This window comes from Undibacterium sp. FW305-107 (assembly GCF_058788535.1).
The window spans coordinates 309,628-336,067 of sequence record NZ_JBYTAV010000001.1; the positions used below are offsets into that span (position 1 = coordinate 309,628).

At 53.8% G+C, this 26,440-nt stretch carries 20 protein-coding genes and 11 tRNA genes; 14 read left to right on the forward strand and 17 right to left on the reverse strand.

Annotated elements, in window-relative coordinates; genetic code table 11:
- Window positions 1-78 precede the first annotated feature (78 nt).
- From AC3WQT_RS01445 to AC3WQT_RS01500, 12 genes are all read right to left on the reverse strand, one after another.
- Window positions 79-163, reverse strand: a tRNA-OTHER gene (locus AC3WQT_RS01445).
- Window positions 164-292: 129 nt separating this feature from the next.
- Window positions 293-376, reverse strand: a tRNA-Leu gene (locus AC3WQT_RS01450).
- Between the two features lie 41 nt (window positions 377-417).
- Window positions 418-494 (reverse strand) — tRNA-Pro (locus AC3WQT_RS01455).
- Between the two features lie 21 nt (window positions 495-515).
- Window positions 516-590, reverse strand: a tRNA-Gln gene (locus AC3WQT_RS01460).
- 7 nt (window positions 591-597) lie between these two features.
- Window positions 598-682: transfer RNA gene (locus AC3WQT_RS01465), tRNA-Leu, on the reverse strand.
- A 193-nt stretch (window positions 683-875) separates the two neighbouring features.
- A tRNA-Ser gene (locus AC3WQT_RS01470) sits at window positions 876-962 on the reverse strand.
- A 6-nt stretch (window positions 963-968) separates the two neighbouring features.
- Window positions 969-1,052: transfer RNA gene (locus AC3WQT_RS01475), tRNA-Leu, on the reverse strand.
- 25 nt (window positions 1,053-1,077) lie between these two features.
- Window positions 1,078-1,152 (reverse strand) — tRNA-His (locus AC3WQT_RS01480).
- Window positions 1,153-1,282: 130 nt separating this feature from the next.
- Window positions 1,283-1,359 (reverse strand) — tRNA-Pro (locus AC3WQT_RS01485).
- Between the two features lie 23 nt (window positions 1,360-1,382).
- Window positions 1,383-1,458 (reverse strand) — tRNA-Gln (locus AC3WQT_RS01490).
- Window positions 1,459-2,027: 569 nt separating this feature from the next.
- Window positions 2,028-2,104 (reverse strand) — tRNA-Pro (locus AC3WQT_RS01495).
- Window positions 2,105-2,221: 117 nt separating this feature from the next.
- A complete protein-coding gene (locus tag AC3WQT_RS01500) occupies window positions 2,222-2,476 on the reverse strand; it encodes a hypothetical protein (RefSeq protein WP_492701537.1) in 255 nt (84 codons plus the stop codon).
- A gap of 436 nt (window positions 2,477-2,912) precedes the next feature.
- Between AC3WQT_RS01500 and AC3WQT_RS01505 the strand changes: the two genes are divergently transcribed.
- Window positions 2,913-4,523, forward strand: a complete 1,611-nt coding sequence (locus tag AC3WQT_RS01505; RefSeq protein ID WP_492701539.1) for an FAD-binding protein — start codon at window positions 2,913-2,915, stop codon at window positions 4,521-4,523.
- Between the two features lie 211 nt (window positions 4,524-4,734).
- Here AC3WQT_RS01505 and AC3WQT_RS01510 read toward each other — a convergent pair whose 3' ends face one another.
- On the reverse strand, window positions 4,735-5,691 hold the full coding sequence (locus AC3WQT_RS01510; RefSeq protein WP_492701541.1) for a LysR family transcriptional regulator: 957 nt from the start codon (window positions 5,689-5,691) through the stop codon (window positions 4,735-4,737).
- A 243-nt stretch (window positions 5,692-5,934) separates the two neighbouring features.
- On the opposite strand from AC3WQT_RS01510, the gene AC3WQT_RS01515 reads away from it, so the two are divergent.
- From AC3WQT_RS01515 to AC3WQT_RS01550, 8 genes are all read left to right on the forward strand, one after another.
- A complete protein-coding gene (locus tag AC3WQT_RS01515) occupies window positions 5,935-6,735 on the forward strand; it encodes an oxidoreductase (protein WP_492702513.1) in 801 nt (266 codons plus the stop codon).
- Between the two features lie 1,043 nt (window positions 6,736-7,778).
- Window positions 7,779-9,041 (forward strand): zinc metallochaperone GTPase ZigA, encoded by a 1,263-nt coding sequence (gene zigA, locus AC3WQT_RS01520; protein WP_492701543.1) that lies wholly within the window; start codon window positions 7,779-7,781, stop codon window positions 9,039-9,041.
- Window positions 9,038-9,553 carry a DUF2796 domain-containing protein gene (locus AC3WQT_RS01525; RefSeq protein ID WP_492701545.1) on the forward strand — a complete coding sequence of 172 codons (516 nt, stop codon included), beginning with the start codon at window positions 9,038-9,040 and terminating at the stop codon, window positions 9,551-9,553. Before zigA ends, AC3WQT_RS01525 begins: the two co-directional genes overlap by 4 nt.
- Window positions 9,553-10,272 (forward strand): ABC transporter ATP-binding protein, encoded by a 720-nt coding sequence (locus tag AC3WQT_RS01530; protein WP_492701547.1) that lies wholly within the window; start codon window positions 9,553-9,555, stop codon window positions 10,270-10,272. The genes AC3WQT_RS01525 and AC3WQT_RS01530 overlap by 1 nt, the downstream gene beginning before the upstream one ends.
- Window positions 10,272-11,570: an ABC transporter permease gene (locus tag AC3WQT_RS01535; protein ID WP_492701549.1), complete on the forward strand. Its 1,299-nt coding sequence runs from the start codon at window positions 10,272-10,274 to the stop codon at window positions 11,568-11,570. The genes AC3WQT_RS01530 and AC3WQT_RS01535 overlap by 1 nt, the downstream gene beginning before the upstream one ends.
- A gap of 16 nt (window positions 11,571-11,586) precedes the next feature.
- Complete coding sequence (locus AC3WQT_RS01540; protein ID WP_492701551.1) at window positions 11,587-12,249, forward strand: DUF3299 domain-containing protein; 663 nt, start codon at window positions 11,587-11,589, stop codon at window positions 12,247-12,249.
- Window positions 12,250-12,454: 205 nt separating this feature from the next.
- Complete coding sequence (locus AC3WQT_RS01545) at window positions 12,455-14,539, forward strand: TonB-dependent siderophore receptor (protein WP_492701553.1); 2,085 nt, start codon at window positions 12,455-12,457, stop codon at window positions 14,537-14,539.
- A gap of 10 nt (window positions 14,540-14,549) precedes the next feature.
- Window positions 14,550-15,716 (forward strand): acetyltransferase domain-containing protein, encoded by a 1,167-nt coding sequence (locus AC3WQT_RS01550; RefSeq protein ID WP_492701555.1) that lies wholly within the window; start codon window positions 14,550-14,552, stop codon window positions 15,714-15,716.
- A 61-nt stretch (window positions 15,717-15,777) separates the two neighbouring features.
- On the opposite strand, the gene AC3WQT_RS01555 is transcribed toward AC3WQT_RS01550, so the two are convergent.
- The 3 genes from AC3WQT_RS01555 to AC3WQT_RS01565 all read right to left on the reverse strand — a co-directional run bounded on the left by AC3WQT_RS01555 (window position 15,778) and on the right by AC3WQT_RS01565 (window position 17,450).
- A complete protein-coding gene (locus tag AC3WQT_RS01555) occupies window positions 15,778-16,278 on the reverse strand; it encodes a phage tail protein (RefSeq protein WP_492701557.1) in 501 nt (166 codons plus the stop codon).
- Window positions 16,279-16,632: 354 nt separating this feature from the next.
- Window positions 16,633-16,839: a hypothetical protein gene (locus tag AC3WQT_RS01560; protein ID WP_492701559.1), complete on the reverse strand. Its 207-nt coding sequence runs from the start codon at window positions 16,837-16,839 to the stop codon at window positions 16,633-16,635.
- An 89-nt stretch (window positions 16,840-16,928) separates the two neighbouring features.
- Complete coding sequence (locus tag AC3WQT_RS01565; RefSeq protein ID WP_492701561.1) at window positions 16,929-17,450, reverse strand: DUF3224 domain-containing protein; 522 nt, start codon at window positions 17,448-17,450, stop codon at window positions 16,929-16,931.
- A 94-nt stretch (window positions 17,451-17,544) separates the two neighbouring features.
- Here AC3WQT_RS01565 and AC3WQT_RS01570 point away from each other — a divergent pair, with 94 nt between their 5' ends.
- From AC3WQT_RS01570 to AC3WQT_RS01590, 5 genes are all read left to right on the forward strand, one after another.
- Complete coding sequence (locus AC3WQT_RS01570; protein ID WP_492701563.1) at window positions 17,545-18,354, forward strand: DUF6597 domain-containing transcriptional factor; 810 nt, start codon at window positions 17,545-17,547, stop codon at window positions 18,352-18,354.
- 97 nt (window positions 18,355-18,451) lie between these two features.
- A complete protein-coding gene (locus AC3WQT_RS01575; RefSeq protein ID WP_492701565.1) occupies window positions 18,452-19,303 on the forward strand; it encodes a lipase family protein in 852 nt (283 codons plus the stop codon).
- Between the two features lie 411 nt (window positions 19,304-19,714).
- Window positions 19,715-20,521, forward strand: coding sequence for a helix-turn-helix transcriptional regulator (locus AC3WQT_RS01580; RefSeq protein WP_492701567.1), 807 nt, complete (start codon window positions 19,715-19,717; stop codon window positions 20,519-20,521).
- Between the two features lie 74 nt (window positions 20,522-20,595).
- On the forward strand, window positions 20,596-21,501 hold the full coding sequence (locus tag AC3WQT_RS01585) for a DMT family transporter (RefSeq protein WP_492701569.1): 906 nt from the start codon (window positions 20,596-20,598) through the stop codon (window positions 21,499-21,501).
- Window positions 21,502-21,650: 149 nt separating this feature from the next.
- Window positions 21,651-22,964, forward strand: coding sequence for a M20/M25/M40 family metallo-hydrolase (locus AC3WQT_RS01590; protein WP_492701571.1), 1,314 nt, complete (start codon window positions 21,651-21,653; stop codon window positions 22,962-22,964).
- Window positions 22,965-23,289: 325 nt separating this feature from the next.
- On the opposite strand, the gene AC3WQT_RS01595 is transcribed toward AC3WQT_RS01590, so the two are convergent.
- On the reverse strand, window positions 23,290-26,433 hold the full coding sequence (locus AC3WQT_RS01595; RefSeq protein WP_492701573.1) for a type I restriction endonuclease subunit R: 3,144 nt from the start codon (window positions 26,431-26,433) through the stop codon (window positions 23,290-23,292).
- Window positions 26,434-26,440: the final 7 nt, after the last annotated feature.

Consider the following 26,440-nt stretch of genomic DNA (forward strand, 5'->3'; position numbering starts at 1 on the left):
ACAACAATCCAAGCTGTGCCTATTGGATACATCTATATTGACACCTCCTGCCACATACAAATACCAGGTCAAACAAACTGAAAACGGTGAGATTCGAACTCACGGCCCCCGACAGCGATCGCTGTATGTAGACAGGTGCATTGATCCACTCTGCCACGCTTTCAAATTTTTTGTTACCACATGCTTTGTGGATGTAAATCTCATCATGCGCGCATGTAGTGCTGTCCTTCGCAAGACGACGCTGGACGCCAGATCAAGTTTGGCCTGACGGCGGTGATATCGATGGCAATCGTGGTGCGCGTGGTGGGACTCGAACCCACATGCCAAGAGGTGCCGGTTTTTAAGACCAGCGTGTATACCATTCCACCACACGCGCATTAACTGACATCACGCAGCAAAAAAATGCGCGATTCCAACTGGTCGGAGTGCGAGGATTTGAACCTCGGACCTTCTGCTCCCAGGGCAGTAGCGCTACCAGGCTGCGCCACACTCCGAAAAACTTTCACTACTCAAACTGGCAGGGGATCAAGGATTCGAACCTTGGTGTGCCGGACTCAAATTCCGGTGCCTGGCCTCTTGGCTAATCCCCTGTAAAACTGGTGCGCGCGGAGGGACTTGAACCCTCAATCCTTTCGGCACTGGTTTCTAAGACCAGCATGTATCCCAATTCCACCACACGCGCATTAATTCATTGTTCACTACTTGCCTTCTGTAGGGTGCGTTGCAACGCACCACCTTCGGCTATCAAAACAAAACCTTGCATTTTTTGTGCGCCGGTTTTTATTACTTTTTTTCGCACCAACTATCTACGCCCGGGCAAAACGGTGCGTTGTAACGCACCCTACAGAAGTGCACATGTTGATGTGCTTACCAACTGGCGGAAACGGTGAGACTCGAACTCACGGGACCTTTCAGCCCTACTGTCTTCCAGACAGCTGCAATGGCCGCTCTGCCACGTTTCCAAATATTGGTGCGCATGGAGGGACTCGAACCCTCAAACCTTGCGGTACTGGTTTTTGAAACCAGCGTGTATACCATTCCACCACACGCGCATTCATCATTTGCTTCAACCTGCTTTGGGGTGACCACCCGGAATCGAACCGGGATAAGCGGAATCACAATCCACGACTTTCACCGTTAAGTTATGGTCACCCCAAAGCAGGCTGATTTTTCTTTCATCGCCATTCATTCTCTAGTCTCAATTACCGCCACAAGAAAAATTCAGGGTGTAGAGAACGCCGTATAAAACGACGCCCTCTACAGAACGATGCAACGCTCTAACTGGTCGGAGTGCGAGGATTTGAACCTCGGACCTTCTGCTCCCAAAGCAGTTGCGCTACCAGGCTGCGCCACACTCCGAAAAAACATTTCACTACTCAAACTGGCAGGGGATCAAGGATTCGAACCTTGGAATGTCGGGTTCAAAACCCGATGCCGTCACCGCTTGGCTAATCCCCTGTAAAACTGGTGCGCAAGGAGGGACTTGAACCCTCAATCCTTCCGGCACTGACTGGGAACTCATTTCACCAATATAAGCGAGTGCGAACAAGGCGATTTGGGATGTAGTGCAAGGCGTGTCCCGCTGCTAAGGCTCCTGCCTTAGCGAGGGGCACAACGCTGCAATGCGCCCAAATCGTCAGTTCCCGAAGGGTTTGCCTCATAACGTGCGCTGGACTGCGTTGAACTCGTTATCAATAGCACCGCTATTGACTGCCTCGTCCGCCTTGCCAGCCCACGTTATGAGACAAACGCATCTCGCTTATATTGGTGAAATGAGTTCCATGGCCAGCGTATATGCCAATTCCACCACATGCGCATTCATTCATTTCTTATTGCGTGTCTGCATCAGGCTTATTCCTGTAGGGTGCGTTGTAACGCACCGCTTACGAGTATCAAACAAAGCCTTGCATTTCTTATGCATCGTTTTTTTCAATGCATCTACGTCACATTTATTTCTTCTCAAACTTCCATGTTTGGGCAAAACGGTGCGTTATAACGCCCCCTACGAAATCGTCCATGCTTAAATCTGGTCGGAGTGCGAGGATTTGAACCTCGGACCTTCTGCTCCCAGGGCAGTAGCGCTACCGGGCTGCGCCACACTCCGATATGACTCACTTGCCTGTTGCGATCTGCAATCAGGCTTAAAAATTCTGCGTTATAAAACAAAAAAGCCCGGTGCATTGATCGCATCCGGGCTTGTCGCTACAGGTGACGTACACCATTAACTGGTGAGGCTTCCCTGTGGGGTTTCCCCCCGGATGTTGAATTGCACGCATGCGCCCAGATGATGCAAGGGCAAGGCGAAAAATGGGCTGGGCAATGTAGGCTGCGCTTGCAGTGGTTGCGACTGCAGGTCAGCGGCCAAAGAAAAGGACGGGAGCGATGCGGTATCCAGCAGTGCTGCACCAGCCTGTGCCATGCCCTGCGCGATGAGGCGCAAGTTCTGGTTCAGTTGTTGGAGTAGCGTTGCGTTCACAATATGTCCTGTTCTTTAGTTTGGTGTTGGTATTAAAGCTGGTGTTGCTGGTGTTGCAGCTGGTGTTACAGAACTACTTGCTGCATTCGATGGATGTATCTTGCCATAGCTTTTTAAATAAAACAAGCATGGCATGACGAATTTATTCAATTAATTGATATAATTTTGCAACAGGCGAGTATTTCGATACGGAATTAAGCTGTCAAAATGCGCATATCCACACTATGAAAAAGGCTTAATTTATTAAAATTTATGCTAGAGTAAATTACATCGAAATTTTTTTTGCTGTTTGAAATTTGGTGTAACAGGACAGATTTTTTTGCATCACACATGCGCCTGGCTTACAGATGCCGATCGCAAGTGTGCTGTTTTAGTCCCCTCCCCTTCAAGGGGAAGGAGCAAAAGCATCCCCCTTGCATCCCCACCGGAGTAATCCATGTCACAAACCAGCACAGACAGTACCAAACCTGCCTCTCCTCTCTGGCAAAACTGGAGCCAGAACCTATTCTACCAGGGCGATAATTATTACTACACGCCACGCACGCGTGCAGAATTGGAGGCCATCGTCAGCAATGCCGCAGCACAAAACAAGCAGCTGCGCGTATCTGGCCAGCGCCATTCACAAACCCCGCTGGTGGCGAGCAGCGAAACACCTGCCAGCAAATTCATCATCGTCGATCTGTCTTGTTATGCCGACCTGGGCCGCGATGGTGACCAGCGCATGCAGATCAACAGCGATGGCAAGAGCGTCACCGTGAATGCTGGTGTACGTGAAGATGAGCTTGATGCGTTCCTGACGCAAAACAAGCTCATGCTGCAAACCGTCACGGCTGGCGGCTTCTTCAGCCTTGGCGGCATGACGGCGGTGGACGTACATGGCGCGACAGTGCAGGCACCTATCATTGCCGAAACCGTGACAGCCTTTGCCATCATGGGGCCCAGCGGCATCGTCAATACCGTAGATGCCAGCACACCCAAGGTGGGCGCATGGTCACCGCTGCAATTTGCCCGCGTGTCGCTGGGCGCTTTGGGTGTTGTCACCGCCGTCACCATCAGCGTCCTGCCCCGCCCTTTTGCCAATTGCCTGACATCCGGCATCAATGATTATGTCTGGGAAAACGCGGCCAACTTTGGTGCTGGCCTGTCTGCACTGCTGGCATCCAAATCCAGAGTGGAAACCTTCTTCAACCCTTATGCATTGACAGGTACCAACAACTTCACTGCCGCCTGGTGGAATGTGGAAAACGGCTCGGGCGCAGCCCCCACACCTGAGCCAACTGCAGACGCCTGCGCGCTGGCGCAAAAAGATGAATTCGGCGCACCGTATTTGCCTTTTGGTGAAGACCTGGCCGAAGATGCTGCCATCTATGCACAAACTTTCGATGCCCCCATCGTGGGCACTGCTGCGGCTGCCATGGTCACCTCGGCTGCGATATCCGTCATCAAGGGCGAAGTCAAAGCCGCGGGCCAAAAGAATTCTGACCTGTGGCTGGGTGATGCTGCCAGGGTCATCTTCATGTCTTACTTCATCGAACTGCCTGACCTGGGCGCAGAAAGCTTATCCACGGTATGGGGTGCCTTGAAATCTGTGAGCGACAAGGTCAACAAAAGCAGCAACTTCCACATCGCCGCACCGATGGAATTTCGCTTTATCAAGGGCGGCAACACTGCCATGGCTGGCACCTATACGGACAATGCCGACGCGTATTTTGTTAACCTTGACCTGATCGCCTTCGTCGCCGTCCATGACGATACCAATGGCCATAAAAACGGCCTCGACTATCCCACCAAATTACTGAATTTTTTTGCTGAAGTCGAAAGTGAATGGGTCGCCCTGGGCGGCTGGCCACACAATGGCAAGATGTATGGTTTCTACGACCCGGCCACCGGCCCGGGCGCAAGTACGCAACCTTTCAACCCGGCATTCATCAAACAGCTACGCAGCCGTCGCAAAGAACGCGTACAAGCCTTTGATGATTACCGCCAAAGCTGTGATCCTACCGGGATGTTTGTGAATCCTTATGTGGCGAGGCTGGTGGGAGAGTGATGCGTTTTTTGCAGCGATGTTTACGGCGATGCTTGCGAAAGGGATAAGCGTAGTGAGCGTTGTCCACGGTATTGATATTTTGCCCGGGATGTTGTGAGACCATGCGGCGCATTGCAATGCGCCCTACGTCACGGCGATGGTGAAAAATGGCGGAATGTAGGTATGATTAGATCGCGTAATCGTACGCACGCCATGCACAGCAATATCCAGGCTATCTGGCAATTTTCTTTTTCTGAGCAGCCGCAGCAGAACTCTGGCCAGCATTATCCGGCGCACGAATAAAATCCACAAATGCGCGCAAGGGCGCAGGCAGGTGCCGCCGCCCTGAATAATATAAAAACGGCCCCGGAAATGTCAGCCACCAATCCTGCAATATGGGCTGCAACTGACCCGTTGAGATGTAGGGTTGCAGCCATTCTTCAAACAGATAAATCACGCCATGGCCCGCCACCGCCGCATTGACAGCCAAATCCATCACCGTAGGCGTGACAATCAGGGGGCCGCTGGGATCAACACTTAATTTTTGCCCATCACGTTCAAATTCCCAAGGAAAAATAGCACCGCTAAGAAATTTGCCACGCAGGCAGGCATGTTGCAGCAGATCACGCGGATGCTCGGGTATGCCGCGCCTGGCCAGGTAGGCAGGCGCGGCAGCAACAGCAAAACGTTGCGTGAGCGGGCCTATGGGGACGGCGATCATGTCTTGTTCCAGCCGTTCGCCATAACGGATGCCTGCATCACATCCGCTCGCCACGACATCGACAAAATTATTGTCGATGACAATGTCGAGCAAGATATCCGGATACTTGCGCATGAATTGATCGACGATGGGTTGCAGGAAAAAAAGTGCCGCACTGACTGGCACATTGAGCCTGAGCGTGCCACGCGGGCTGTCGCGCAAGTCGTTCAGCACATCAAGCGCGCTGGCAACATCGTTGAGCGCGGGTTGCAGGCGGCTCAGCAGCAACGCCCCAGCCTCGGTTGTGGTGACGCTGCGGGTCGTGCGCAGTAGCAGCCGTATGCCAAGCTGGCTTTCCAGCCGCCGTACAGCCTCGCTCAGTGCCGAGGCAGATTGCCCGCTCGCTCGTGCAGCCTGACGGAAGCCACGGTGCTGCACAACCAGGGCAAAGGTGGACAGGTCAGCCAGGGAATGCAAGTCTGTGGTCATGGTTGGAATGCTCCATTGTGTGGAATATCGTACAAGCCGTGCGGAATTGCCCTGATTATCACACAGTACGACTCTTGTTAAGATGTGTCCATGCCCTGACCCACTAAGCGACAAGCGCAAAACAAACGCAAAACCGGGTCCTGGCAAACCTGTCAACCTTCACCCCGGAGTTTTTTTATGACGATATATTCCCCTTCCAGTGACCAGTTCACACCTGCACATTGCGCGATTGCATTTAACCGCATGGGCTACGGCGCCATGCAACTGGCCGGCCCGCATGTGTGGGGTCCGCCCAAAGACCGTGCTGCTGCCGTGGCAGTGTTGCGTGCCGCCATGGAGCTGGGTATCAACCATATCGATACCTCGGATTTTTATGGGCCGCATGTGACTAACCAGATCATCCGCGAAGCGCTGCACCCTTACCGGGATGATCTGACCATCGTCACCAAGATAGGTTTCAAGCGTGGCAAAGACCAGTCATGGCTGCCCGCGGCCTCTGCCCAGGAATTGCGTGACGCTGTTCACGACAACCTGCGCAACCTGAGGCTGGATGCATTGGACGTGGTCAACCTGCGTGCACCTGGTGTGGCTGGCCCGGACGGCTCATCACTCGCCGAAGCACTTGACACCATGCTGCGCCTGAAACAAGAAGGCCTGATCCGCCACATAGGACTCAGCAATGTCGATATGCAGCAATTGACAGAAGCTCAGCAGATCACCGACATCGTCTGCGTGCAGAACCACTACAACCTGGTCCATCGCGATGATGACGCCATGATAGACACACTGGCTGCACAGGGTATCGCCTACGTACCGTTTTTCCCGCTCGGTGGATTTACACCTTTGCAGTCGGACGTGTTGACGCAGGTGGCAGCAAGACTGCAAGCCCAGCCCATGCAAGTGGCACTGGCGTGGCTGCTGCAACGTGCACCTAATATTCTCGTCATCCCTGGTACATCATCGGTGGCACATCTGCATGACAACGTCGCAGCAGGTGCGTTGCGACTTGATGAGGCGGCGCTGGTGGCGTTGAATAAAATGTGAGGGTGATTGCGTAGCCAGCTTCATCCAGCGCCTGATCAGGTTGGCCGAAGATGGCGATGATCGTTTGATGATGCAGATATCTTGACAAAAGGGATCATCGTTGCCGTAATGGGAAGTGCATTGTAATGCGTCGCATGTACGCGTGGGGCATGGCGCAGATATGTTGCCCAGGATAGTGTGAAACCATGCGTCGCATTGCAATGCGACCTACGTCACGGCGCTGATAAAGAATTGGGTGCGCGTCGCCCTCAGAAAACGTAGGTACGATTAGCGCAGCGTAATCGTACGCATGATGTGCGCCCAAATAATCACAGCCCCAAGAAAATCTGAGCATCGCAAAATATCTGCTTCAACAACATTACGGCCTTTGCTGAAAACACTACATTGAAGTCGTGATGACTTTCAATCTCATCAGTTAGCGGCGGTTGGCATGCGTACGATTACGCTGCGCTAATCGTACCTACACACGGCTCATTTTCTTTTATCACAGCACGATAGATTGCGATGTAAACCTCATGCTTGAGTATCGTGCACGGCGTAGATATGTTGCCCGGGATGGTGTGAAGCCATGCGGCGCATAGCAATGCGCCCTACACCAAGGCTGGCAGAAATATCCCTGCAGTGCCGCCATCTTCCATCCTTCCATTAACTGACAACCACATTCATTGCAACATTGTTGCAAAAAAAATTGAATTACTTTATGATCCTGAAAAATGCAATTGTGTTGCAAATAGACTTGAGATAACAAACCATGTGCACGCCTGATGTATGGTGGATGCTGTCTGTTTGCTTGAGGTGCTGAGCTGCACGCACGCCTTTGCAGGCGTTGCTCAGAGCTGGAAAATTGAGAGATACAAAGATAAGCACAGACTGATTTCAGTCTATTTTTTTAAATCAATAATGCAACAAAGTTGCATTTAATAGTGAAGGCGAGATGGGATGCACCGTACTTCTGTCATTGGAAACGCCTGACCTGGTGCCATCCTTTATCAAGACTCAGTAACACAACTGCCACTTACCGAACCCCAGACACAGGACCCATCATGCCAACCCCCACGCTCTTGCCCGTCACAGTACTCTCCGGTTTTTTGGGTGCAGGTAAAACTACCCTGCTCAATCACATCCTCAACAACCGTGAAGGTAAGCGGGTGGCTGTCATTGTCAATGACATGTCTGAAGTGAATATCGATGCTGACCTGGTGCGGCAAGGTGGGGCCGAGTTATCGCGGGCGGATGAAAAACTCGTCGAGATGAGCAATGGCTGCATTTGCTGCACCCTGCGAGAAGACTTGCTGATAGAAATCCAGCGGCTCGCCCGTGAACAGCGTTTTGATTATCTGCTCATAGAATCGACCGGTATATCTGAACCCATGCCGGTGGCCGAGACTTTTACTTTTAGGGATGAAGAAGGTCGCAGCCTGTCTGATATTGCGCGGCTCGATACCATGGTCACGGTAGTGGATGCCTATAACTTTTTACGCGACTATGCATCGGGCGACAGCCTGAACCAGCGCGGCACTTCCATGGGGGAAGAGGATGAACGCACTGTGGTTGACTTGCTGGTCGAGCAGATAGAATTTTGCGATGTCATCGTTCTCAACAAGGCGGACATGGTCAGTGCCGCCGAGTTTGAGAGACTGAGTCAGATCTTGCAGGCGCTGAACCCGCGTGCGGATATCGTGCCTTGCAGTTTTTCGAATGTGCCGCTGGAACGGATATTGAACACGGGCCGCTTCAACTTTGAACAGGCATCTGCCGCACCAGGCTGGCTCAAGGAACTGCGCGGCGAGCATGTGCCTGAGAGTGAAGAATATGGCATACGCAGCTTTGCCTACCGTGCACACAGACCGTTTCACCCTCAGCGTTTCTGGTCTTGCATACACCAGGGCTTTGCGGGTGTGGTGCGGTCAAAAGGTTATTTCTGGCTGGCGACGCGCATGGATATCGCTGGTGAGTGGTCGCAGGCGGGCGGCATTTGCCGTCATCATGAAGCGGGCTTGTGGTGGTCTGCCGTCAATAAGGCAGAGTGGCCGCAGGATGCAGATTACCAGCAGCATATTTTAAGCAAATGCATAGAGCCATTCGGTGACCGCCGCCAGGAGCTGGTATTCATTGGCGTGGACATGGATCAGGCGGCGATAGAAGCGGTGCTGGATGCCTGTCTGCTGACGGATGCAGAAATGGCGCAGGGGCCAGAGGCCTGGGCCAGCTATGACGATCCTTTCCCATCGTGGATGGAAACAGATGATGGCGAAGACGAGGAAGCCAACCACGCGATCACACCGCACGTGGAAGAATTAGTATGAACAAACTGATCTCCCTCGTCCTGCTCGCTGCATTGCAAGCACTGTCCATCAGCAGCAGCGCCCATGAAGCCCATGTACACGGCAGCGCCACGGTATTGCTGGCGCAGGATGGCAACAAGCTGACGCTGGAATTTGACAGCCCCCTGGATAACCTGCTGGGCTTTGAACATGCGCCGCGCACGGACAAGCAAAAACAGGCAGCCAAGGCTTTACTTGATCTCATGCAAAAACCGGATACCTTGTTGAAGCTCAGTGCCGAAGCAGACTGCCAGCTAGTCGCAGTGAAAGTAGTTGCACCCGTATTGCAAGCTACAGCTACAAGCAAGGATGAACATGCAAACCTGCATGCCGAATATGAATATGCCTGTACCAAAGTCGCCGCATTGAAATCGCTGCAACTGAGTTTGTTTGATGCCTTCCCGTCTATACACAAGGTCGATGCGCAAATGGCAGGCGCACGTGGGCAGGCTGCCGCAACACTGACACCAAAACAACGCACGTTGGCATGGTGATGTCTGCAATAGAAAAAGACAGCAGCCCTGCTCTGAGTCTGCGCGACGTACAGTTCCGCTGGCAGGCCGGACATGCACCTTGCCTGGACATAGAAGGCTTCAATATCGGCAAAGGTGAAAGCGTGTTCCTGTACGGCCCCAGCGGCAGTGGCAAGAGTACGCTGCTGTCGCTGGCGGGTGGCATTATCACGCCGCAGCACGGGCAGGTCACGGTGCTGGGTAGTGACCTGGGTGCCTTGTCTGGCGCAGCGCGTGACCGTTTCCGCGTTGATCATGCGGGATTTATTTTCCAGCAGTTCAACCTCATCCCTTATCTGTCTATGCTGGAAAATGTCTTGCTGCCTTGCCGCCTGTCGGTGAGACGGCAACAGCGTGCCAGCGCAGCGCATGGCAGCCCGCGCGAGGCGGCAGTGGCTTTGCTAAATACACTGGGGCTGAATGCCCACCTGTATCAGCGCCATGTCACAGGACTGAGCATAGGCCAGCAACAGCGCGTGGCGGCGGCGCGGGCGCTGATAGGCCGACCAGAAATCATCATCGCTGATGAACCTACATCTGCACTGGATGCTGACAGGCAAAAAGATTTTATCGCACTCATTTTGCAGCAATGCGCCAGCCATGGCAGCAGCCTGCTATTTGTCAGCCATGACCACAGGCTGGCCAGCCAGTTCAGCCGCGAGCTGGACTTGCAAAAAATCAACCGCGTGGAGCAGCACTGATGTTTTCGCAGTTATTTTCGCAGTTACTATATTTCTTGCGACTGGCAGGCAAAAGCGCCTGGAACCGCCGCCTGACGCTGGGCTTGATGCTGTTTGTCATTAGCCTGTCGGTCTGCCTGTTGCTGGCGGTAGAGAGGCTGCGCAATGATGCGCGTGAGGGTTTTTCGCATGCCATCTCTGGCACTGACCTGGTCGTGGGTGCGCGTACCAGCCCGGTGCAACTGATGCTGTACGCGGTGTTTCGCATCGGTGCGGCGACCAATAATATTGCCTGGCAAAGTTACCAGGATTTGCTGCATGACCCGGCGGTGGCCTGGGCCGTGCCGCTGTCGCTGGGTGACTCGCATCGCGGCTTTGCCGTAGTTGGTACCACGCCGGATTACTTCAGCCGTTTTCGCTATGGTGATGCGCAAAGCCTGCAACTGCAGGCGGGGCAGGCTTTTGCCGGGGATGCAGATCATTTGTTTGACGCCGTCATTGGGGCAGATGTGGCAGACAATCTGGGTTACCAGGTAGGCACAAAAATCACCCTCAGCCACGGTACCGGCGATGCGACACTGGCAGAGCATGCCGACAAACCTTTCAAGGTCGTGGGTGTGCTGGTGCGCACTGGCACGCCGGTCGATAGCAGCGTGCATATCAGCCTGCAAGCCATGCAGGCCATCCATCTTGACTGGCAAGGTGGTGCGCCTGTACCGGGTTTTTCTATCGCGGCAGAGCATGCGCGCAAGTTTGATTTGCAACCAAAAGAAATTACCGCCGTGCTGGTGGGCCTGCACAAGCGCAGTATGGTGTTTCGTTTGCAAAGGCAAATCAACACCAAAGCTGGAGATGCCTTGCTGGCCGTGCTGCCGGGTGTGGCGCTGGATCAGTTGTGGCAAGTCATCAGCATCGTTGAACGGGTCTTGCTGGCAATGTCTTCCTTGCTGGTGGTGCTGGGCAGCGCGGGTTTGTTGGCAGTGATGCTGGCCAGCCTCAATGAGCGCAGGCGTGAGCTGGCGATTTTGCGCTCCGCCGGTGCCGGGCCGGGACATCTGTTCTTGATGCTGATGGCAGAGAGCCTGGGGCTGACCATCGCCGGGGCCATCAGCGGCCTGCTCCTGCTTGATGTACTGACGCTGGCGGGCAAGGACTGGGTGCAGATGCATTACGGCATCCTCATCAAACCCGGCCTCGTCAATGCAACAGAAATCCCGCTGCTGGGCCTGGTAGTGCTGATGGGCATGCTGACCAGCCTGGTGCCTGCATGGCTGGCTTACCGCAATTCGCTGGCTGATGGTTTGACGCCGCGTTTGTAAAAATGAGGGAACAACGATGAAATCAAAATACCAATCCCGCTTTGCTTACCAGTTCTGGCTAGGCAGCGTCTGCTGTATTTTATTCATGCTGACTGCCTGGCTGTTGATGACAGCCAAAGCGGCGGAGCCTGGCGGGCAATACAAGGTGGGGGACAGGCTGCCGCAGAATAAAGCTGCGGTAGTGCCGCACAAGCCAACCGTACCACCAGCGCCAGCCAATGATAGCTACAAAGAAATCCGCTGGGAGGCCCTGATCCCCAGGAACTGGGACCCCAGCAAGGACTTCAAGAACCTGGACATGAATTTCCTCAACGATGGCGACCCACGTGCCATGGCCGCCCTGCAAACCATGCGCGAAGCCTGGGACAAGGCACCAGTCGATGCCAGCCTCAACGGCACGCGCATCAAGATCCCCGGCTTCATCGTGCCGCTGGATGGCGAACGCGGCAAGCTGCGCGAATTTTTACTCGTCCCCTACTTCGGCGGCTGCATCCACACCCCGCCACCACCTGCGAACCAGATCATAGCCGTGGTGCTCGACAAGCCCGCCAAGATACAGATGATGGATGCGGTATGGGTCAGCGGCGTGCTGGAGACGACGCGCAGTGATACGTCCATGGGTAGTGCGGGATACAAGTTGAAGGGGATGAAGGTGGAGGCTTATGTTTATGCGAAGTAGGTTTTACGAACCGGCGCAGGTTAGGCACGAGCGTAGGTTGGGCCCAACACTCGGCGTTGCAACAACGTATACGTTTATTAAAGGCCCAGTGTTGGGCTGATGAAGCGTAGCCTAGCGAGGCCCGGCCCAACCTACGCCCCGGCCCAACCTACACCCTATCCAACCTCCGTCCCCAAATCAATTTTTTAATTCCCCTAGGAACCCCATGCACTACAAACACCTTAGCCTCCTCATCGCTGCAGCCTACCCCGTACTCACCCACGCCCAGGAATCAACCCAAACCGAAGTCCTGATCAAAGCCCAAAGACAAAACTATCGCAGCCTCTCCGCCACCGGTGCCACCAAGACCGATGCCCTATTGGCCGACCTGCCGCAAAGCGTGCGGGTCTTGACGGCTGACCTGCTCAAGGACAATGGCGTCACCAGCCTCAACAATGCGCTGGACCTGACCAGCGGTATTGCGCGGCAAAGCAATCTGGGTGGTTTGTGGGACAGCTATGCCATGCGCGGTTTTACCGGCGACCCTAATTTTGGATCTGACTATCTGGTCAATGGCTTCAGTTCCAGCCGTGGCTACAATGGCTTGCGTGATACTGCGAGTACGCAATCCATCGAGATATTGAAAGGGCCATCATCAGCCCTGTATGGCCGTGGCGAACCTGGTGGCACGGTGAATATCATGACCAAGAAACCGCGCTTCAAACCTGAATATGATATCGACCTGACACTGGCCAGCCACCAGACTTACCGCATCGCTGCCGACCTGAGCGGGCCGGTCAGTGACAATTTCGCCTACCGCATCAATGCAGCAGCAGAACAGGCTAACAGCTACCGCGACACCATCAGCAGCAAGCGCAGCTTTGTCTCGCCTTCGCTGGTGTGGCTGATAGGTGAGCGCACGACACTCTCGTATGAACTCGAAGCCAGTGAACAAAAAACACCGTTTGACCGTGGCGTACTGGCCGTGAATGGCAAGCTGGGCCTGATCCCCAATTCACGCTTTTTGGGTGAGCCTGGCGATGGCTTGATGACGGTGAAGTCGCTGGGACACCAGGTGTTTGTCCAGCATGACTTCAACCAGCAATGGTCGCTGCAAAGTGGTTTGTCTTATCGCGACAGTGCGCTGAGTGGTTACTCCACCGAAGCAAATAATCTGCTGGCAGATGAACGCACTTTACGCCGCCAGCGCCGCTACCGTGATTTTTCTGCGACGGACAAATCTGCGCGGGTGGAACTGGTTGGCAAGTTTGTCACTGCGGCCATCAAGCACCATGTCTTGCTGGGTATGGATACCTACCAGTTTGATGACAGCCGCCTGCAGTTGCGCCGCAACCCATCGGCCACCAACGCCTATGCCATCGACATCTACAATCCTGTCTATGGCAAGACTGCCGACCCGCTGACACTGTCCGTCAATACCCTGGAAAACCAGCGTGCACGTGGACTCTACCTGCAAGACCAGCTTGATCTGGGCACACAATGGAAGGCGTTGCTGGGCTTGCGCAGTGACCATTATGAGCAGACCCTGACTAATTATCGCGCATCAGTCGCCAGCAGCCAGTCACTGAGTGCCACCAGCCCGCGCGCTGGGCTGGTGTATCAACCCATAAAGGGCGTGTCGCTATATGCCAATGTGGCAAAAGGCTTTCGCCCGAATAGTGGCATCAGCATCAATAACACCGCCTTTCCGGCAGAAGAAAGCCGCGCCTATGAAGTGGGCCTCAAATTTGATACGCCAGACAACAAGACCAGCGCCACCATTGCGCTCTACCGTATCAAGAAAAGCAATGTGCTGACCACCAACCCGGCCAATACTGATTTTTCTATCGCGGCAGGTGAAGTGGGCAGCAAGGGGCTGGAGCTGGATGTGGCGGGCGACATCGCCAATGACCTGCGCCTGTCTGCCGCTTATGCCTATACCGATGCGACAGTCACCAAAGGGGACAACACCATCGTCACTGGTAGCCGCTTCCCGAATGTGGCAAAGCATAGCGCCAATCTTATCCTGAGCCAGTTATTCAACATAGGCACAGCCAGGGCCAGCGTGGGTGCGGGCATCAATTATGTGGGTGAACGTCTGGGTGATGTGGCGGTGTCTTCCAGCTTTGTGCTGCCAGCTTATACAACGGTGAAACTCATGTCTTCTTACAGCCCGAGCAAAACCATGCGGGTGTCGCTGAATGTGGATAACCTGTTCAACAAACGCTATTACGCCAGTTCATATAGCCAGCTTTGGGTGGCACCGGGGGCTGAGCGCAGTGTCAGCCTCACCCTGCATCAACAGTTTTAATGGCGTGACGATGACGGACAACAGTAAAACCAGCCAGCGCATCAATAGCATCGATGCGCTACGTGGCCTGGTCATGATGATCATGATGTTTGACCATGTGCGCGAGACTTTCTTTTTACATCAGCAAGTCAGCGACCCCATGGATGTGGGCCAGACTGCGCCAGCACTGTTCTTTACGCGGCTGGCAGCGCATCTATGTGCGCCGGTGTTTGTGTTCCTGACTGGTTTGTCTGCATGGCTGTATGCAAACCCGCCACCTGGCACTCGCGATGCTGGCCTACGCAACACCGGCGGCTTTCTGATCAAGCGTGGTTTGCTGCTGGTAGCGTTGGAACTGACGATAGTCAATTTCGCCTGGGCTGGGCAATTCCCGCCTGCGACGATTTACCTGCAAGTGATCTGGGTCATAGGACTGAGTATGATAGTCCTGGGCTTGCTGCACAAGCTGCCGCCGCTGGTATTGGGCTTGCTAGGTTTGTTGATTGTGGGTGGACACAATGCCCTGGCTGACCTGAGTTTCGCACCTGGCACGGTGTCGTACACCCTGTGGACTTTGCTGCTGCACCGTGGTTACCTGATCAGCGATGCGGTAATCAAGGTCAAGGTTAGCTACCCTCTGCTGCCGTGGATAGGCATCATCTTGCTGGGTTATGTTACTGGCCGCCTGTATGCGACAGGTATGAGTGCAACGCGCCGTCAGAACCTGCTAGTGATCTTTGGCATCACTGCCCTGTTCCTGTTTGCAGTACTGCGCTGTGTCAACGGCTACGGTGAAACCCAGCCCTGGCAAGATCATGGCAACGGCCTGCTGACGCTGATGTCCTACTTCAACCTGAGCAAGTACCCACCCTCGCTGGACTTTGCTCTGCTGACGCTGGGTACAGGCATATGCTGTTTAGCCTTGCTGGAAAAATACCCCGGCAAGTTAAGCCGCATCGCCAGCGTGTTTGGTGGTGCGCCGATGTTTTATTACCTGCTGCATCTGTATGTCTTGCTGGCCTTGCAGCGCCTGATGCTTGCCGTGTCTGGAGCCAATCATGGACAGCGTTTTGGTGTGGAGCATGTCTGGCAAGTCTGGCTGATTTCTGCTGCCTTGATACCGGTACTGTATTACCCTTGCCGTGCTTTTGCGCGTTACAAGCGGCAAAGCGGGAAGACATGGGTTAGGTATTTTTGATAGACAGGGAATTGCCCGGTAAGGCGCACCATACGCACCCTACCGGATAATTTTTCTCACTTCAATATTTGACGATATACGTCAGCGCAAAATACGGTGGCCGGTTTTCATGGGGTTGATCACCGCCGGTTTTGTCAGTGCCATTAATGGGGGTGTTGTACCTGGTTTCATAAGGATAATCCGTGTCGGTATCACCCTCAAACGAACGGTTGTGCAAACCAAAATCGCCTTTATTGATGGTGTGAGAATGCGATGGCATCTGCACGGTAGTCAGCGTCACAGCTTCCAGACCGCCGGTTGCGCTGGTGGGGTAGTTACTCAAACCTGCGCCTTGTCCGGCACCGACGACGAAGCGGCTGCGCAGGTCAGGCAGGACGCCGTTGACCAGTGGATACAGATTCGGATAAGTGGCAGGATCTATGTGAGAGCCATCGCAGAGCAGCCAGCCATTCGGCGGGTTTTGCCCGACAAAGCTGACTACCGTGCCAACCGGCATGGCGATCAGGGCAACAACCGAACCGCTGTCAGCGGGTATATCGGCATCCAGCGTATATGTCATCATCCATTCCTTCTTGTTTGAATTGCATAGTGATAGTTTTAACATGCACTCATGTATGGAAAACTGACCATCAGAGAGTGTGTTGAGCACCAGAATAATTGCTAATTAATTAAAACTCAAGTGCATTCGGGAAAATAGGGGTAACACGGGGAAATGGCTGACCGCTTTGTTGCTGAAAACGGCCTGGGATGTGAAATATAAGATAGAACAAAATTTCCAGGAATGTGGAAAATCATGCGGCACATAGCAATGCGCCCTGCAGTCACGGGGCTGAAGCAAAAACCGGATAACCGTAAAGCGCATGATGCTATGCAAAATGAACATCACCTGCGGACATGATGCATACCGCTGGCCCTGCTACTGTGGTTCAGCCTGATGTTTTTTCTTGCTGGCAAAGAAGAATTGCAGAGTGGCGTTCAAGGCAAACAAGCCGCTGGCAAAAAAGCGGGCTATTTGCTGGTTATCTGCAGCCTGGAAACCTAACGTCAGGAAAACCAGGCTGGCCAGGGCGAAACAGATTCCCGAGACAAGATGCAGGCGCGGGCTTTTTACAGTGATAGACATAGGTAGCTGCTCTGATTTTATAGAACTTCCATCATAGCAGCTCAGGCAATATTTTCCAGCCTGATGCCAGACTGAGGTTTGCCCCGATATCAAGGCAAGCTGAAATCAAAACTGTAAAAATGCTGCCCCTCTTTGATATCGATGCCCATGTTGCCACTGATGCCGGTCAGCTCGCCGGTACCTGAATCAGGCACGACCTGTACCGTCAATTGCGGCTGGCCACGGTTCATGATGCCAGTGTGCATGAGGACGAAACTGCCTTGCTTGCCCAGCAAAGTACCCGTCACTCTTTCGATGGCGACATAGCCTGCCGAGCCTTTGACTTCGCCCATGGCTGACATCATTTCACCCAGGCTGCTGGCTTGCAGCTCACCATGAAATTGCTTGTCTATCGTCATGCGGCCCAGCTTGGCAGCTTCTATACCAGGTGCGGCGGCCTGCGGGCTGAGCTTGACCTCGAATTTGCCGCTTACGTGATGCATATGTTGCATGCGCTGCTCCTTTACAATGGTGGATGGGGTTGCGGTAGTTTGCGCCTGAGATGCGCTAGTGTACAGGCAGAATGCGCCGATCATGGCGATGCTGGTGACACTGGCTAGTATAGTTTTCATCTCTGCTCTCCAAAAAATTACATGAACAGGATTACACCAGACCCATGCCACACATGATAGTAAAAACGCGACAAGCTGCAAACGGGAATAAAAAATGAACCAGACCGAGTCCCAGGATCCTGGCCCGGCACGCGGTGTCTTGCGCCCGGCCTTTGGTGAAGGTGATTTCCAGCATCACCGTCAATTGCCCTCGCCCGCGCTGGCTGGCCTGGTGGCGCATTATTGGTACGTAGCCTGGGATTTGCGCGGCATGCCAGCGCAGGAGCAAGCGACCCTGCCACATCCGAATGTGCATCTGGTTGTCGAGAATGGCCAGGCGCGTATCTATGGCGTACACAGCGGCCGCTTCATGCGCACTTTACAAGGCAAGGAAAGAGTTTTCGGCATCAAGTTCCAGCCTGGTGGTTTTTACCCGTTTTACCGGCAGGCAGTGGCACAACTGGGCAATACGTCGCTAGACGTAACAGACTGCTTTGGCAAGGATGGAGCAGATTTTTGCGCACAGATACTGGCCGCAGATGACGTGCAAGCCATGTGCACTGCGGCAGAAATATTCTTGCTGCGCCATCAGCCACCCGCTGATGAACAAGTCAGCCGCATCAGCAACTGGCTGACACAGATAGAACAGGACCGCAATATCGTCGCCGTAGAAGACGTGATGGCAATCGCTGGCATGGACAAGCGCAGCCTGCAAAGGCTGTTCCAAAAATACGTAGGCATAGGCCCAAAATGGGTCATACAACGCTACCGCCTGCATGAAGCCGTGGCCCAGGTGCAAGCAGGCAAGACCCTGAGCTGGGCAGCGCTGGCAATGGAACTGGGTTACTTTGACCAGGCACATTTTGTGCGGGATTTCAGGCAACTGGTGGGGATGACACCGGGGGAGTATGAGAAGAGTTTGTAGGATTTACCAGAAATCACTTACTTATCACTTCCTTGCAAGACAGTCATGAATACGCTATCTTGAAATTACCAACTCTCTCCACTCTACAGGAGGTCATATGCAATACGATCCCAGCAAGACCGCCTTGTTCCATCCCGAATCCCAGCCTGCCTTGCTGGGCACAGAATTACCCTGGACCACGCATGCGATTTGTGCCGAGCTGGCGAGGCTGGCTTACTGGCATTATGAAAAAGGCGGGCAGGTACTTGAGCATTTCCAGGGCATATTGACGCAGGCGCAATTTGGGGAAGCTACCCTGCTGCTTGATACGCGCACCGATGTCACAGAACGCACCCGCACCCAGGGTTTTGCTGTCGTCAAGGGTGATACTGCCTATATCGCTTTCCGGGGTACACAGCCGGATGATCCTACCGACATCCTCATCGATGGCTTGTTCTGGCCGGTGAACTGGCAAGGCGATGGCCAGGTGCATGATGGATTTTTGCGGGCCTATAACAGCATCGCCCCGCAACTGCATGACTGGCTGGGTAAAATCCAGGCCACAAAAATTTATATCACCGGCCATAGCCTGGGGGCAGCAATCGCCACACTGGCCGCCGCCCTGCTGCCCGACAGCCGCCTGGTGACGTTTGGATCACCCCGCGTCGGCAATGCCAGCTTTGCTGCCATGTTCAAGAACCGCGTGGTTGATCGCTATGTGGATTGCGCCGACATCGTCACCATCCTGCCGCCTGAGTCGGAATATTATGAGCACCTGCATGGCATGCATTACATCGACCGCCATGGTGCCCTGATCGCTGCCCCTAGCAGCCTGGACATGCTGCAAGACCAGACCATCGCCAAGGCAGAATATCTGTTTGAACATGCATGGCGTAGCGAGAATGTCGGCTTTCGATCACTGGCGGATCACGCGCCGGTGAATTATGTGAGGGCGGTGTTGGGTCTGTGAGGGCTGATTGTGAACACTTCATATCTCGTAGGTTGGGCCGGGCCTCGCTAGGCTGCGGAATGTAGGTTGGGCTACGGGTTATCAGCTCAACATTAGGCTTCTGAATAATGTATCCATTTATTAAAACCTGATCCAAGACCTTTCACCACAGAGGAAGTACAGAGGACAAACGTGTAGGTACGATTAGCGCAGCGTAATCGTACGCATGCCTCGCCGAAAAATGGATAAGCGTGTGGTGCATTGCAATACACCTCCAGTTACGGCTACGTCACGGTCAAGCCGTAGTTCGCTTGTTATTGCCAGGCAAATGCGGGCGATTACGCGAATCTAATCGCCCCTACGCTGTCAAGACATTTCACCCGTCCTCATCAAAAATGCTATCCTAAGACATCAAGTTCAACTGACGACACCATGCCCGCCAGCCCGCAAAAACAGTTCACCATGCTGCCCTGCCATTTACCCGGCGTGGAAGCAGTGCGGGCGCAATCCAGGCACAGCTTTGGGCGGCATATGCATGAGCAGTTTGGCATAGGCATCGTAGTACAGGGTGCACAAAAGTCCCTGAGTGGCGTTGGCATGGTCGAGGCCATGGCAGGCGACACCATTACCGTCAACCCTGGCGAAATCCACGATGGCACACCCATAGGTGATAGCGGGCGCAGCTGGCAGATGCTGTACTTTGAACCAGTCCTGATCAGCAGCATCATGATGGACATCAGTGAAGGCAAGACTACCCAGGCAGAATTCAGCCTGCCAGTCATGCGTGATGCACACACCAGTCAGGCGGTGCAGCAATTGTTTGCAACGATGACAGCATCACCTGACGCGCACATGCCTGCAGAAGAACAAATGATCATGCTGTTCGCCCGCGTCATGCAGCCAGCCACCATGCTCAGTCAGCCTGTGCCGCAAGCCATACACCATGCGCGCAACCGCATTGATGATGACCCGACTGCCATCATCAGCCTGCAAGACCTGGCGCAGCAAAGCGGACTGAGCCGCTTCCAGCTTTTGCGGGCCTTTGCCAAGGTCACGGGCATGACACCACATGCCTATATCCTGCAACGCCGCCTGCACCATGCCCGCCGCCTGATCGCCGCAGGCACGCCTCTGGTACAAGTCGCCATGGATAGCGGCTTTGCTGACCAGAGCCATCTGACGCGACTGTTTGTGCGCAATTTTGGGATATCTCCCGGAACTTATAGCACCAAGATCTAAGCTGCAATTTTATTCAAGACGACGCAATTTCAAACTGTCACGCTGTAGCCTTTCCAACCATGGTGAGGCAAGCAATGTCAGACAGATTATTGGGATATGCATATTTGGCGCTGGCGATGATCGTCGTCGGCAGCACGGTAGTCGCCAGCAAAGTCATAGGCAGCGGCTTGCCGGTGTTTACCGCAACGGCGCTGCGCTTTGCCATCGCCTTCCCCTGCTTTTTATTATTGATGCGAGTCACTGGCACACGCCTGCCCAGGCTGGGCAGGCGTGACTGGGTCTTGCTGGTCTTGCAGGCCGGTGCTGGCAGTGTTGGCTACACCACCCTGCTCATCAGCGGCATGCACCTCACATCTGCGGCAGACGCCGGTGTCATCATCGGCACCCTGCCGATAGTCTCTGCGGCGATTGCCATTGTCTTGCTGGGTGAAAGGCCGCAAGCCAGCTTATTGCTGGCCGTGCTGCTGGCGGGTGCAGGCGTTTTATCGATAGCCATGCGGGCAGATGGAGGTGGCCAGCATTCGCTGCTGGGCAATGCCCTGATCTTTGCTGCCATTATTTGCGAAGGCTTGTTCATCTTGCTGAACAAACGCCTGAAAACTGCTATCGCTCCGCTGGCGCTATCCACCATCATGACGGGTCTGGGATTAACTTTATCCATCATCCCCGCCCTGTTTGAAATGCCATGGCAAACACCTGTCACCAACGATGCGGTATGGGCAGTGGTCTACTATGCGATGGTGCCAACAGTAGCTGGCTTTTTGCTGTGGTATGCAGGCGCTGCCAAAGTCAGCGGCAGCGAAGCTGCCCTCTTCACGGCGCTGGCCCCGGTATCTGCCGTGGTGCTGGCAATCGTGGTGCTGGGCGAAGTGGTCAGCCGCAGCCAGATCACAGGCATCGCCTGCGTATTGCTGGCGATAGGTGGGATGGGATTGTTAGGCAGGCGCGGGGTTGGTGTAGCAGGCGAGAAAATTTCGTAAATTTGTAGGGTGCACCGCGCGCACCATCACCGTGCCAAAAAAACGGTACGCACGGCGCCCCTACTGAATTCGCGCTCTCCCCCTTCCCTGCAAAACCGTGTACATTATGCATCTGTCCCAACCGACCGTCCACGTTTCAGGAATACGCCATGCTCATCAAGAAAACGCTCCCGCTTTGCATTGCCCTCGCTATTTCTACCAGCATGTTTGCAGCCAGGGCCAACGCGCAAAGCCTGTCGCCAACCGAACAAAAAATTGTCGCGGCTGTACAGGCCAGATCAGAAGCGGCCCTGCAATTGCTGGAGCGCAGCGTCAACATCAACAGCGGCACACTCAATCATGCGGGTGTGCGGGATGTAGGCAAATTGTTCCTTGCAGAGCTGGATGGCCTGGGCTTCAAGACCAACTGGTCAGAGATGCCCGCCACCATGAACCGCGCCGGGCATTTGCTGGCCGAGCGTGAAGGTAAGCAGGGCAAGCGCGTGCTGATGATAGGCCATCTGGACACTGTCTTTGAAAAAGACAGTCCCGTACAATTGTGGGACAGGCAGGGTAACCGCGTGCGCGGCCAGGGTGTCAATGACATGAAGGGTGGCGACGTTATCATGATAGAAGCCCTGCGCGCCCTGCATGCGGTGGGGGCACTCGACAATACCCGCATCCAGGTCATTTTCAGTGGTGATGAAGAAAGTGTCGGCCACCCTATCGCCACCTCACGTGCTGATCTGGTCAATGCAGCCAAGCGCAGTGACGTGGCTCTGGCCTTTGAAGGCACGGCACTCGACAATCAAGGCAACGCCACTGGCACAGTAGGCCGCCGCGCTTCTGGCGGTTTTGTGCTGGATGTAAAAGCCAAACAAGGCCATTCTGCCACCGTGTTTGCTCACAATGGTTATGGTGCGATCTATGAAACGGCGCGCATCCTGAACAGCTTTCGTGAAACTTTGATCGAGCCCGACCTGACCTTCAACCCCGGCAACATCCTCGGCGGCACCGAGATCAGCTACGACAGCCAGAACAGCAAGGGCACGGCATTTGGCAAGACCAATGTCATCGCCCCCAGCGCCCAGGTGCATGGCGATTTGCGCTACCTCAGCGCAGAACAAGGACAGCGCGCCAAAGACCGCATGAAAGACATCGTCAGTAAAAACCTCGCTGGCACCAGCGCCAGCATACGCTTTAGCGAAAACTATCCCCCCATGTCGCCGACGCCCGGCAACTACGCCCTGCTTGACCTGTATTCCAAAGCCAGCTACGACGCCGGTCTGGGCGAAATCAAAGCCTTTCCACCGGGTGAGCGCGGTGCCGGTGACATACAATTCGTCGCACCCTATGTAGACAGTCTGGATGGCCTGGGTGCCACCGGCAGAGGCGCGCATTCACCGGATGAAGACCTGGATATTTCTTCGATACAGAGAGCGACGATCAGGACGGCGATTTATTTGTATCGATTGACGCGGTGAGAAATGGCAATACGTCATTGATCAACGCAATGAGATTTAAGTATTCGCACGCGGGCAGCCTGCGATGCTCCCCCATGCCGTCATTCCAGAAACGCTTTTGAGCTGCAGCGATTCTTTGACATCGTAATTCAAGCAGTAGAGGAAGCAAATCCCACGACGCAAAAATGGATCATGGCGAAGCTAGCTGCAGCCAAGCTGGATCAGGTTCTGTCAATTGCCTGTTTTTATCAGGAATGATCCAGTGTCACTATACAAAGAACAAAATGAATTTCATTGTCAACGTTGATGACCGACTTGCTCCCGCTGATATGTGACCCCCGTTCATTTATTCGCTGGGTAAAGTCAATTTAACGCCACCTTGAATGATAAAGGTACGTAGCAAATCAGCTGTCTTAATATTCACTCTAAAGGGAGGAATACTTTTGCCTTCAAGTGCTTCGAAGTAAGTTTTGGCCTTTTGCTTGTCGACAGTTGCTGTCAGCTTTTCAAAACCACCAAACTCATTCAGGTTGACCTCATTCATTTGGGTGTTCATCAAGGCGATCAGCTGACCTGCGTCAACACCAAGGTATTTGACAATGGTTTCAATCTCCTCACGCTTTGCCTCTGCCTGATAATCTGCAAGGTAATCGCGGAATGTGCGGTTAGGGTCTATCTGCACATCGCCACGCTGGATGTCGTGCAGAAAGATTTCCGCAATTTTCTGGTCCTCTTGGGAAAGTGATGTAAAGGAGCGATGCAGTTCAGCCAAAGTGGCTTCCTTTGCCTGCTCGTCCCCGCCATGCAACACTTTCAGAAACTTCTCAAAGCGCGAGTTCATGTAATCTGCGTCGATCTTACCGGTGTCGATTTCGGTGATGTGGCTATTAATTTCGAAGGGAATACTGTCGCCGCCTCCGCCGCTGCCGCCACCAAGTTCTTTGTAGCGCTGCAACAGCGTCAGATATTGATGATGACTGATAATCAGCGTGACTTGCTTCTTGGCGTCTTCACCAAATTCATAAACTGATTTCTCCCACGTAAAGCCCTGGATTCTCGCGGCTTCCAGGATGGCGCTGAACTGGTTGAACTGCTTGGCAAAGGCTGCGCGTGCTGCCAGATCGTCCGGCAGCTTTGAGAAATCAGCAATACCTGCCGCACTAAAAATGGCGCAGATTTCGACAAAGCAAGCGTTCATACGCTCAAGGTTTATCGGCAAACGATCAGCGAAGAGTCCAATCGGCTTATCGCCAGAATACAGCTTCACGGCGGCTTCGACATTCCGCTTCATCGTATGGGGCTTGCGGTAATAACGGATCGTGCCAAAAGGCTTGTCTGATCCTGAAAGGCGATTGGTGCGCGAGAACGCCTGAATAATGTTTTCGTATTCCAACAGCTTGTCGAGATAGAGCGTGTTCAACCATTGCGAATCGAAGCCTGTCAGCATCTGATTCACTACGATCAGCAAATCGAGTCGTTTTTCAGGCTCCGCCGCGATACGTTGGTAGGGCTTTTTGTGGGCAAGGCGTGCCGCCAGGTCTTTTTTGAAGTTGGCATGCGTTCCCAAGTCAAAGGTTTGCCCATAGGTAGTGTTATAGTCGCCAATGATTTCAAGTAATCCTGCTGTTTTAAACTCGGAATCACAGCCACCGTCATCGTCGTTAATATGCGGATCAAAGAGCGCGGTGATTTTCAGTTGCGGGCACTGCGCCTTCATTAATCGGAAGTAGGTGATTGCTTCCTCGATGCTGCTGGTGGCCAAGATGGCGTGAAACTTGTTACCCTGACTTAAGGTGATCCAATTATCGGCAATGTCTTGCACCACCGCGTTCTGATGTTCGTCGCGCTCATACTGAGAATTAAGAAAATGGTCTTCGATACCGGAGTGATAAACACCGGCGCTATCCCAGTGGCCTGCCATCGGCACATCGTTCATATAGTGGTTAAAGACCTTCTTTTTCTTTGAGTCGGCAAAGGCTTCTGTTGGCGAGGCAGCTTTGGCTTTTTCCAGCGCAACGGCCTGCCGTAAATCCTTGTCGCGATACGTCATCACCTGATAGGGATCAAAGCCCAGAACGTTCTTGTCGCGGATGCCATCAGCAATGCTGTAACGGTGCAGCTCATCGCCGAACACATCGGTTGTGGTGTTGTCCTTGCGGATGTTCTCCTTATGGATGGGCGTGCCACTGAAGCCAAAAAACACCGCGCCCGGAAAGCTCTTTTTAATGTCAATCAGCATGTCGCCAAAGGTGGAGCGGTGGCATTCATCCACGATGAACACAATGCGCTTGGCGCGCATTTTTGCCAGATCATCGCCTTTCAACCCATCTTCCTCATCCTTGAGTCGGCTCATCTTTTGAATCGAAGAAACGATCAGGGTATCGGCGGGGTCTGTGCTCTTGAGCTTCTTGACGAGTACCCCTGTGTATTCCGTGGCCTGCACCTCGTTGCTATCACCAGCGAAGTTGCGGTAGTTTTGCAGTGTCTGCGTGCCCAGTTCGATACGGTCAAGCAAGAACACCACCTTATCCGCATCTTTGGAATTAGCGATGAGCTGCGCTGATTTAAAGCTCGTCATGGTCTTGCCCGAGCCTGTGGTGTGCCAGATGTAGCCACCCAGGCGGTTCGGGTTCTTCCAATCGGTTTTGGCGACTTTATCCGAGATAGCATGCGCGGCGTAATACTGATAGCTGCGCATCACCTTCAGCACACCGTCCGACTCATCGGCCACGGTGTAGAAACCGATCAGTTGATGTGCCATCGGGATCGAAAGCAAACTGGTGGTAAAACTCTTCCAGGCGTTGATTGGCTCATTATTGAAGTCTGCCCAGTGGAAGGCGTAATCCTTATTGAATTTCCCGTCCGGCCCCGGGTTGGCGAAGTAAAGCGCCTCGGCAGGTTCCATCGCCACGAAGATCTGGACAAGTGAAAACAGACCGCTGAATATGCCCTCACGCGAATATTTTTCGATCTGGTTGTAGGCCTGACTCACCGGCACACCGTTTTTTTTCACCTCGATGTGGATGACTGGCATGCCGTTAATCAGCAGCAACAGATCACCACGGCGGTCGTTGAGCAGCGGCGATCCACGCACGTAGCATGGCTGTTGTACAATCTGGTAACGGCTCTGTCCCGCGGCAATTTCCAGCCTGTCATAGATCTTCAGACTCACTTCTTTACCCAAATGCAGAGCATCGGCTGGGTTGTCACGCGTGATGGCTACCGTCTTGCCATTGATAAAGCCATTGAGCTTGAGCGGCGTGCGCAGCGCGGTGATCTGCTCCATGATTTGCTGCATCTCGCTATCGGTCAGCGGCACTTCATTGAGACTATCCTTGCCGCGATTGTTCGCGAACAGGATTTGCTTCCAGTTCGCCAGCAAGTCTTCTTCACTTGGATTCTTTATGATATCTGCGTCACCCCAACCGCGCTGGCGCAGCGTATCGATCACTGCGGCTTCAAAATCGGATTCTTTGGAATAGGTGGTCATAGTTGAT

Excerpts from the sequence above, each read along its gene's own strand:
- zigA (WP_492701543.1), top strand. The coding sequence starts at position 7,779 with ATGCCAACCCCCACGCTCTTGCCCGTCACAGTACTCTCCGGTTTTTTG.
- AC3WQT_RS01565 (WP_492701561.1), bottom strand. The coding sequence starts at position 17,450 with ATGAAAACTATACTAGCCAGTGTCACCAGCATCGCCATGATCGGCGCA.
- AC3WQT_RS01580 (WP_492701567.1), top strand. The coding sequence starts at position 19,715 with ATGCCCGCCAGCCCGCAAAAACAGTTCACCATGCTGCCCTGCCATTTA.
- AC3WQT_RS01585 (WP_492701569.1), top strand. The coding sequence starts at position 20,596 with ATGTCAGACAGATTATTGGGATATGCATATTTGGCGCTGGCGATGATC.
- AC3WQT_RS01570 (WP_492701563.1), top strand. The coding sequence starts at position 17,545 with ATGAACCAGACCGAGTCCCAGGATCCTGGCCCGGCACGCGGTGTCTTG.
- AC3WQT_RS01590 (WP_492701571.1), top strand. The coding sequence starts at position 21,651 with ATGCTCATCAAGAAAACGCTCCCGCTTTGCATTGCCCTCGCTATTTCT.
- AC3WQT_RS01510 (WP_492701541.1), bottom strand. The coding sequence starts at position 5,691 with ATGACCACAGACTTGCATTCCCTGGCTGACCTGTCCACCTTTGCCCTG.
- AC3WQT_RS01540 (WP_492701551.1), top strand. The coding sequence starts at position 11,587 with ATGAAATCAAAATACCAATCCCGCTTTGCTTACCAGTTCTGGCTAGGC.
- AC3WQT_RS01595 (WP_492701573.1), bottom strand. The coding sequence starts at position 26,433 with ATGACCACCTATTCCAAAGAATCCGATTTTGAAGCCGCAGTGATCGAT.
- AC3WQT_RS01555 (WP_492701557.1), bottom strand. The coding sequence starts at position 16,278 with ATGATGACATATACGCTGGATGCCGATATACCCGCTGACAGCGGTTCG.
- AC3WQT_RS01550 (WP_492701555.1), top strand. The coding sequence starts at position 14,550 with ATGACGGACAACAGTAAAACCAGCCAGCGCATCAATAGCATCGATGCG.
- AC3WQT_RS01560 (WP_492701559.1), bottom strand. The coding sequence starts at position 16,839 with ATGTCTATCACTGTAAAAAGCCCGCGCCTGCATCTTGTCTCGGGAATC.
- AC3WQT_RS01515 (WP_492702513.1), top strand. The coding sequence starts at position 5,935 with ATGGGCTACGGCGCCATGCAACTGGCCGGCCCGCATGTGTGGGGTCCG.
- AC3WQT_RS01575 (WP_492701565.1), top strand. The coding sequence starts at position 18,452 with ATGCAATACGATCCCAGCAAGACCGCCTTGTTCCATCCCGAATCCCAG.
- AC3WQT_RS01505 (WP_492701539.1), top strand. The coding sequence starts at position 2,913 with ATGTCACAAACCAGCACAGACAGTACCAAACCTGCCTCTCCTCTCTGG.
- AC3WQT_RS01545 (WP_492701553.1), top strand. The coding sequence starts at position 12,455 with ATGCACTACAAACACCTTAGCCTCCTCATCGCTGCAGCCTACCCCGTA.
- AC3WQT_RS01535 (WP_492701549.1), top strand. The coding sequence starts at position 10,272 with ATGTTTTCGCAGTTATTTTCGCAGTTACTATATTTCTTGCGACTGGCA.
- AC3WQT_RS01530 (WP_492701547.1), top strand. The coding sequence starts at position 9,553 with ATGTCTGCAATAGAAAAAGACAGCAGCCCTGCTCTGAGTCTGCGCGAC.
- AC3WQT_RS01525 (WP_492701545.1), top strand. The coding sequence starts at position 9,038 with ATGAACAAACTGATCTCCCTCGTCCTGCTCGCTGCATTGCAAGCACTG.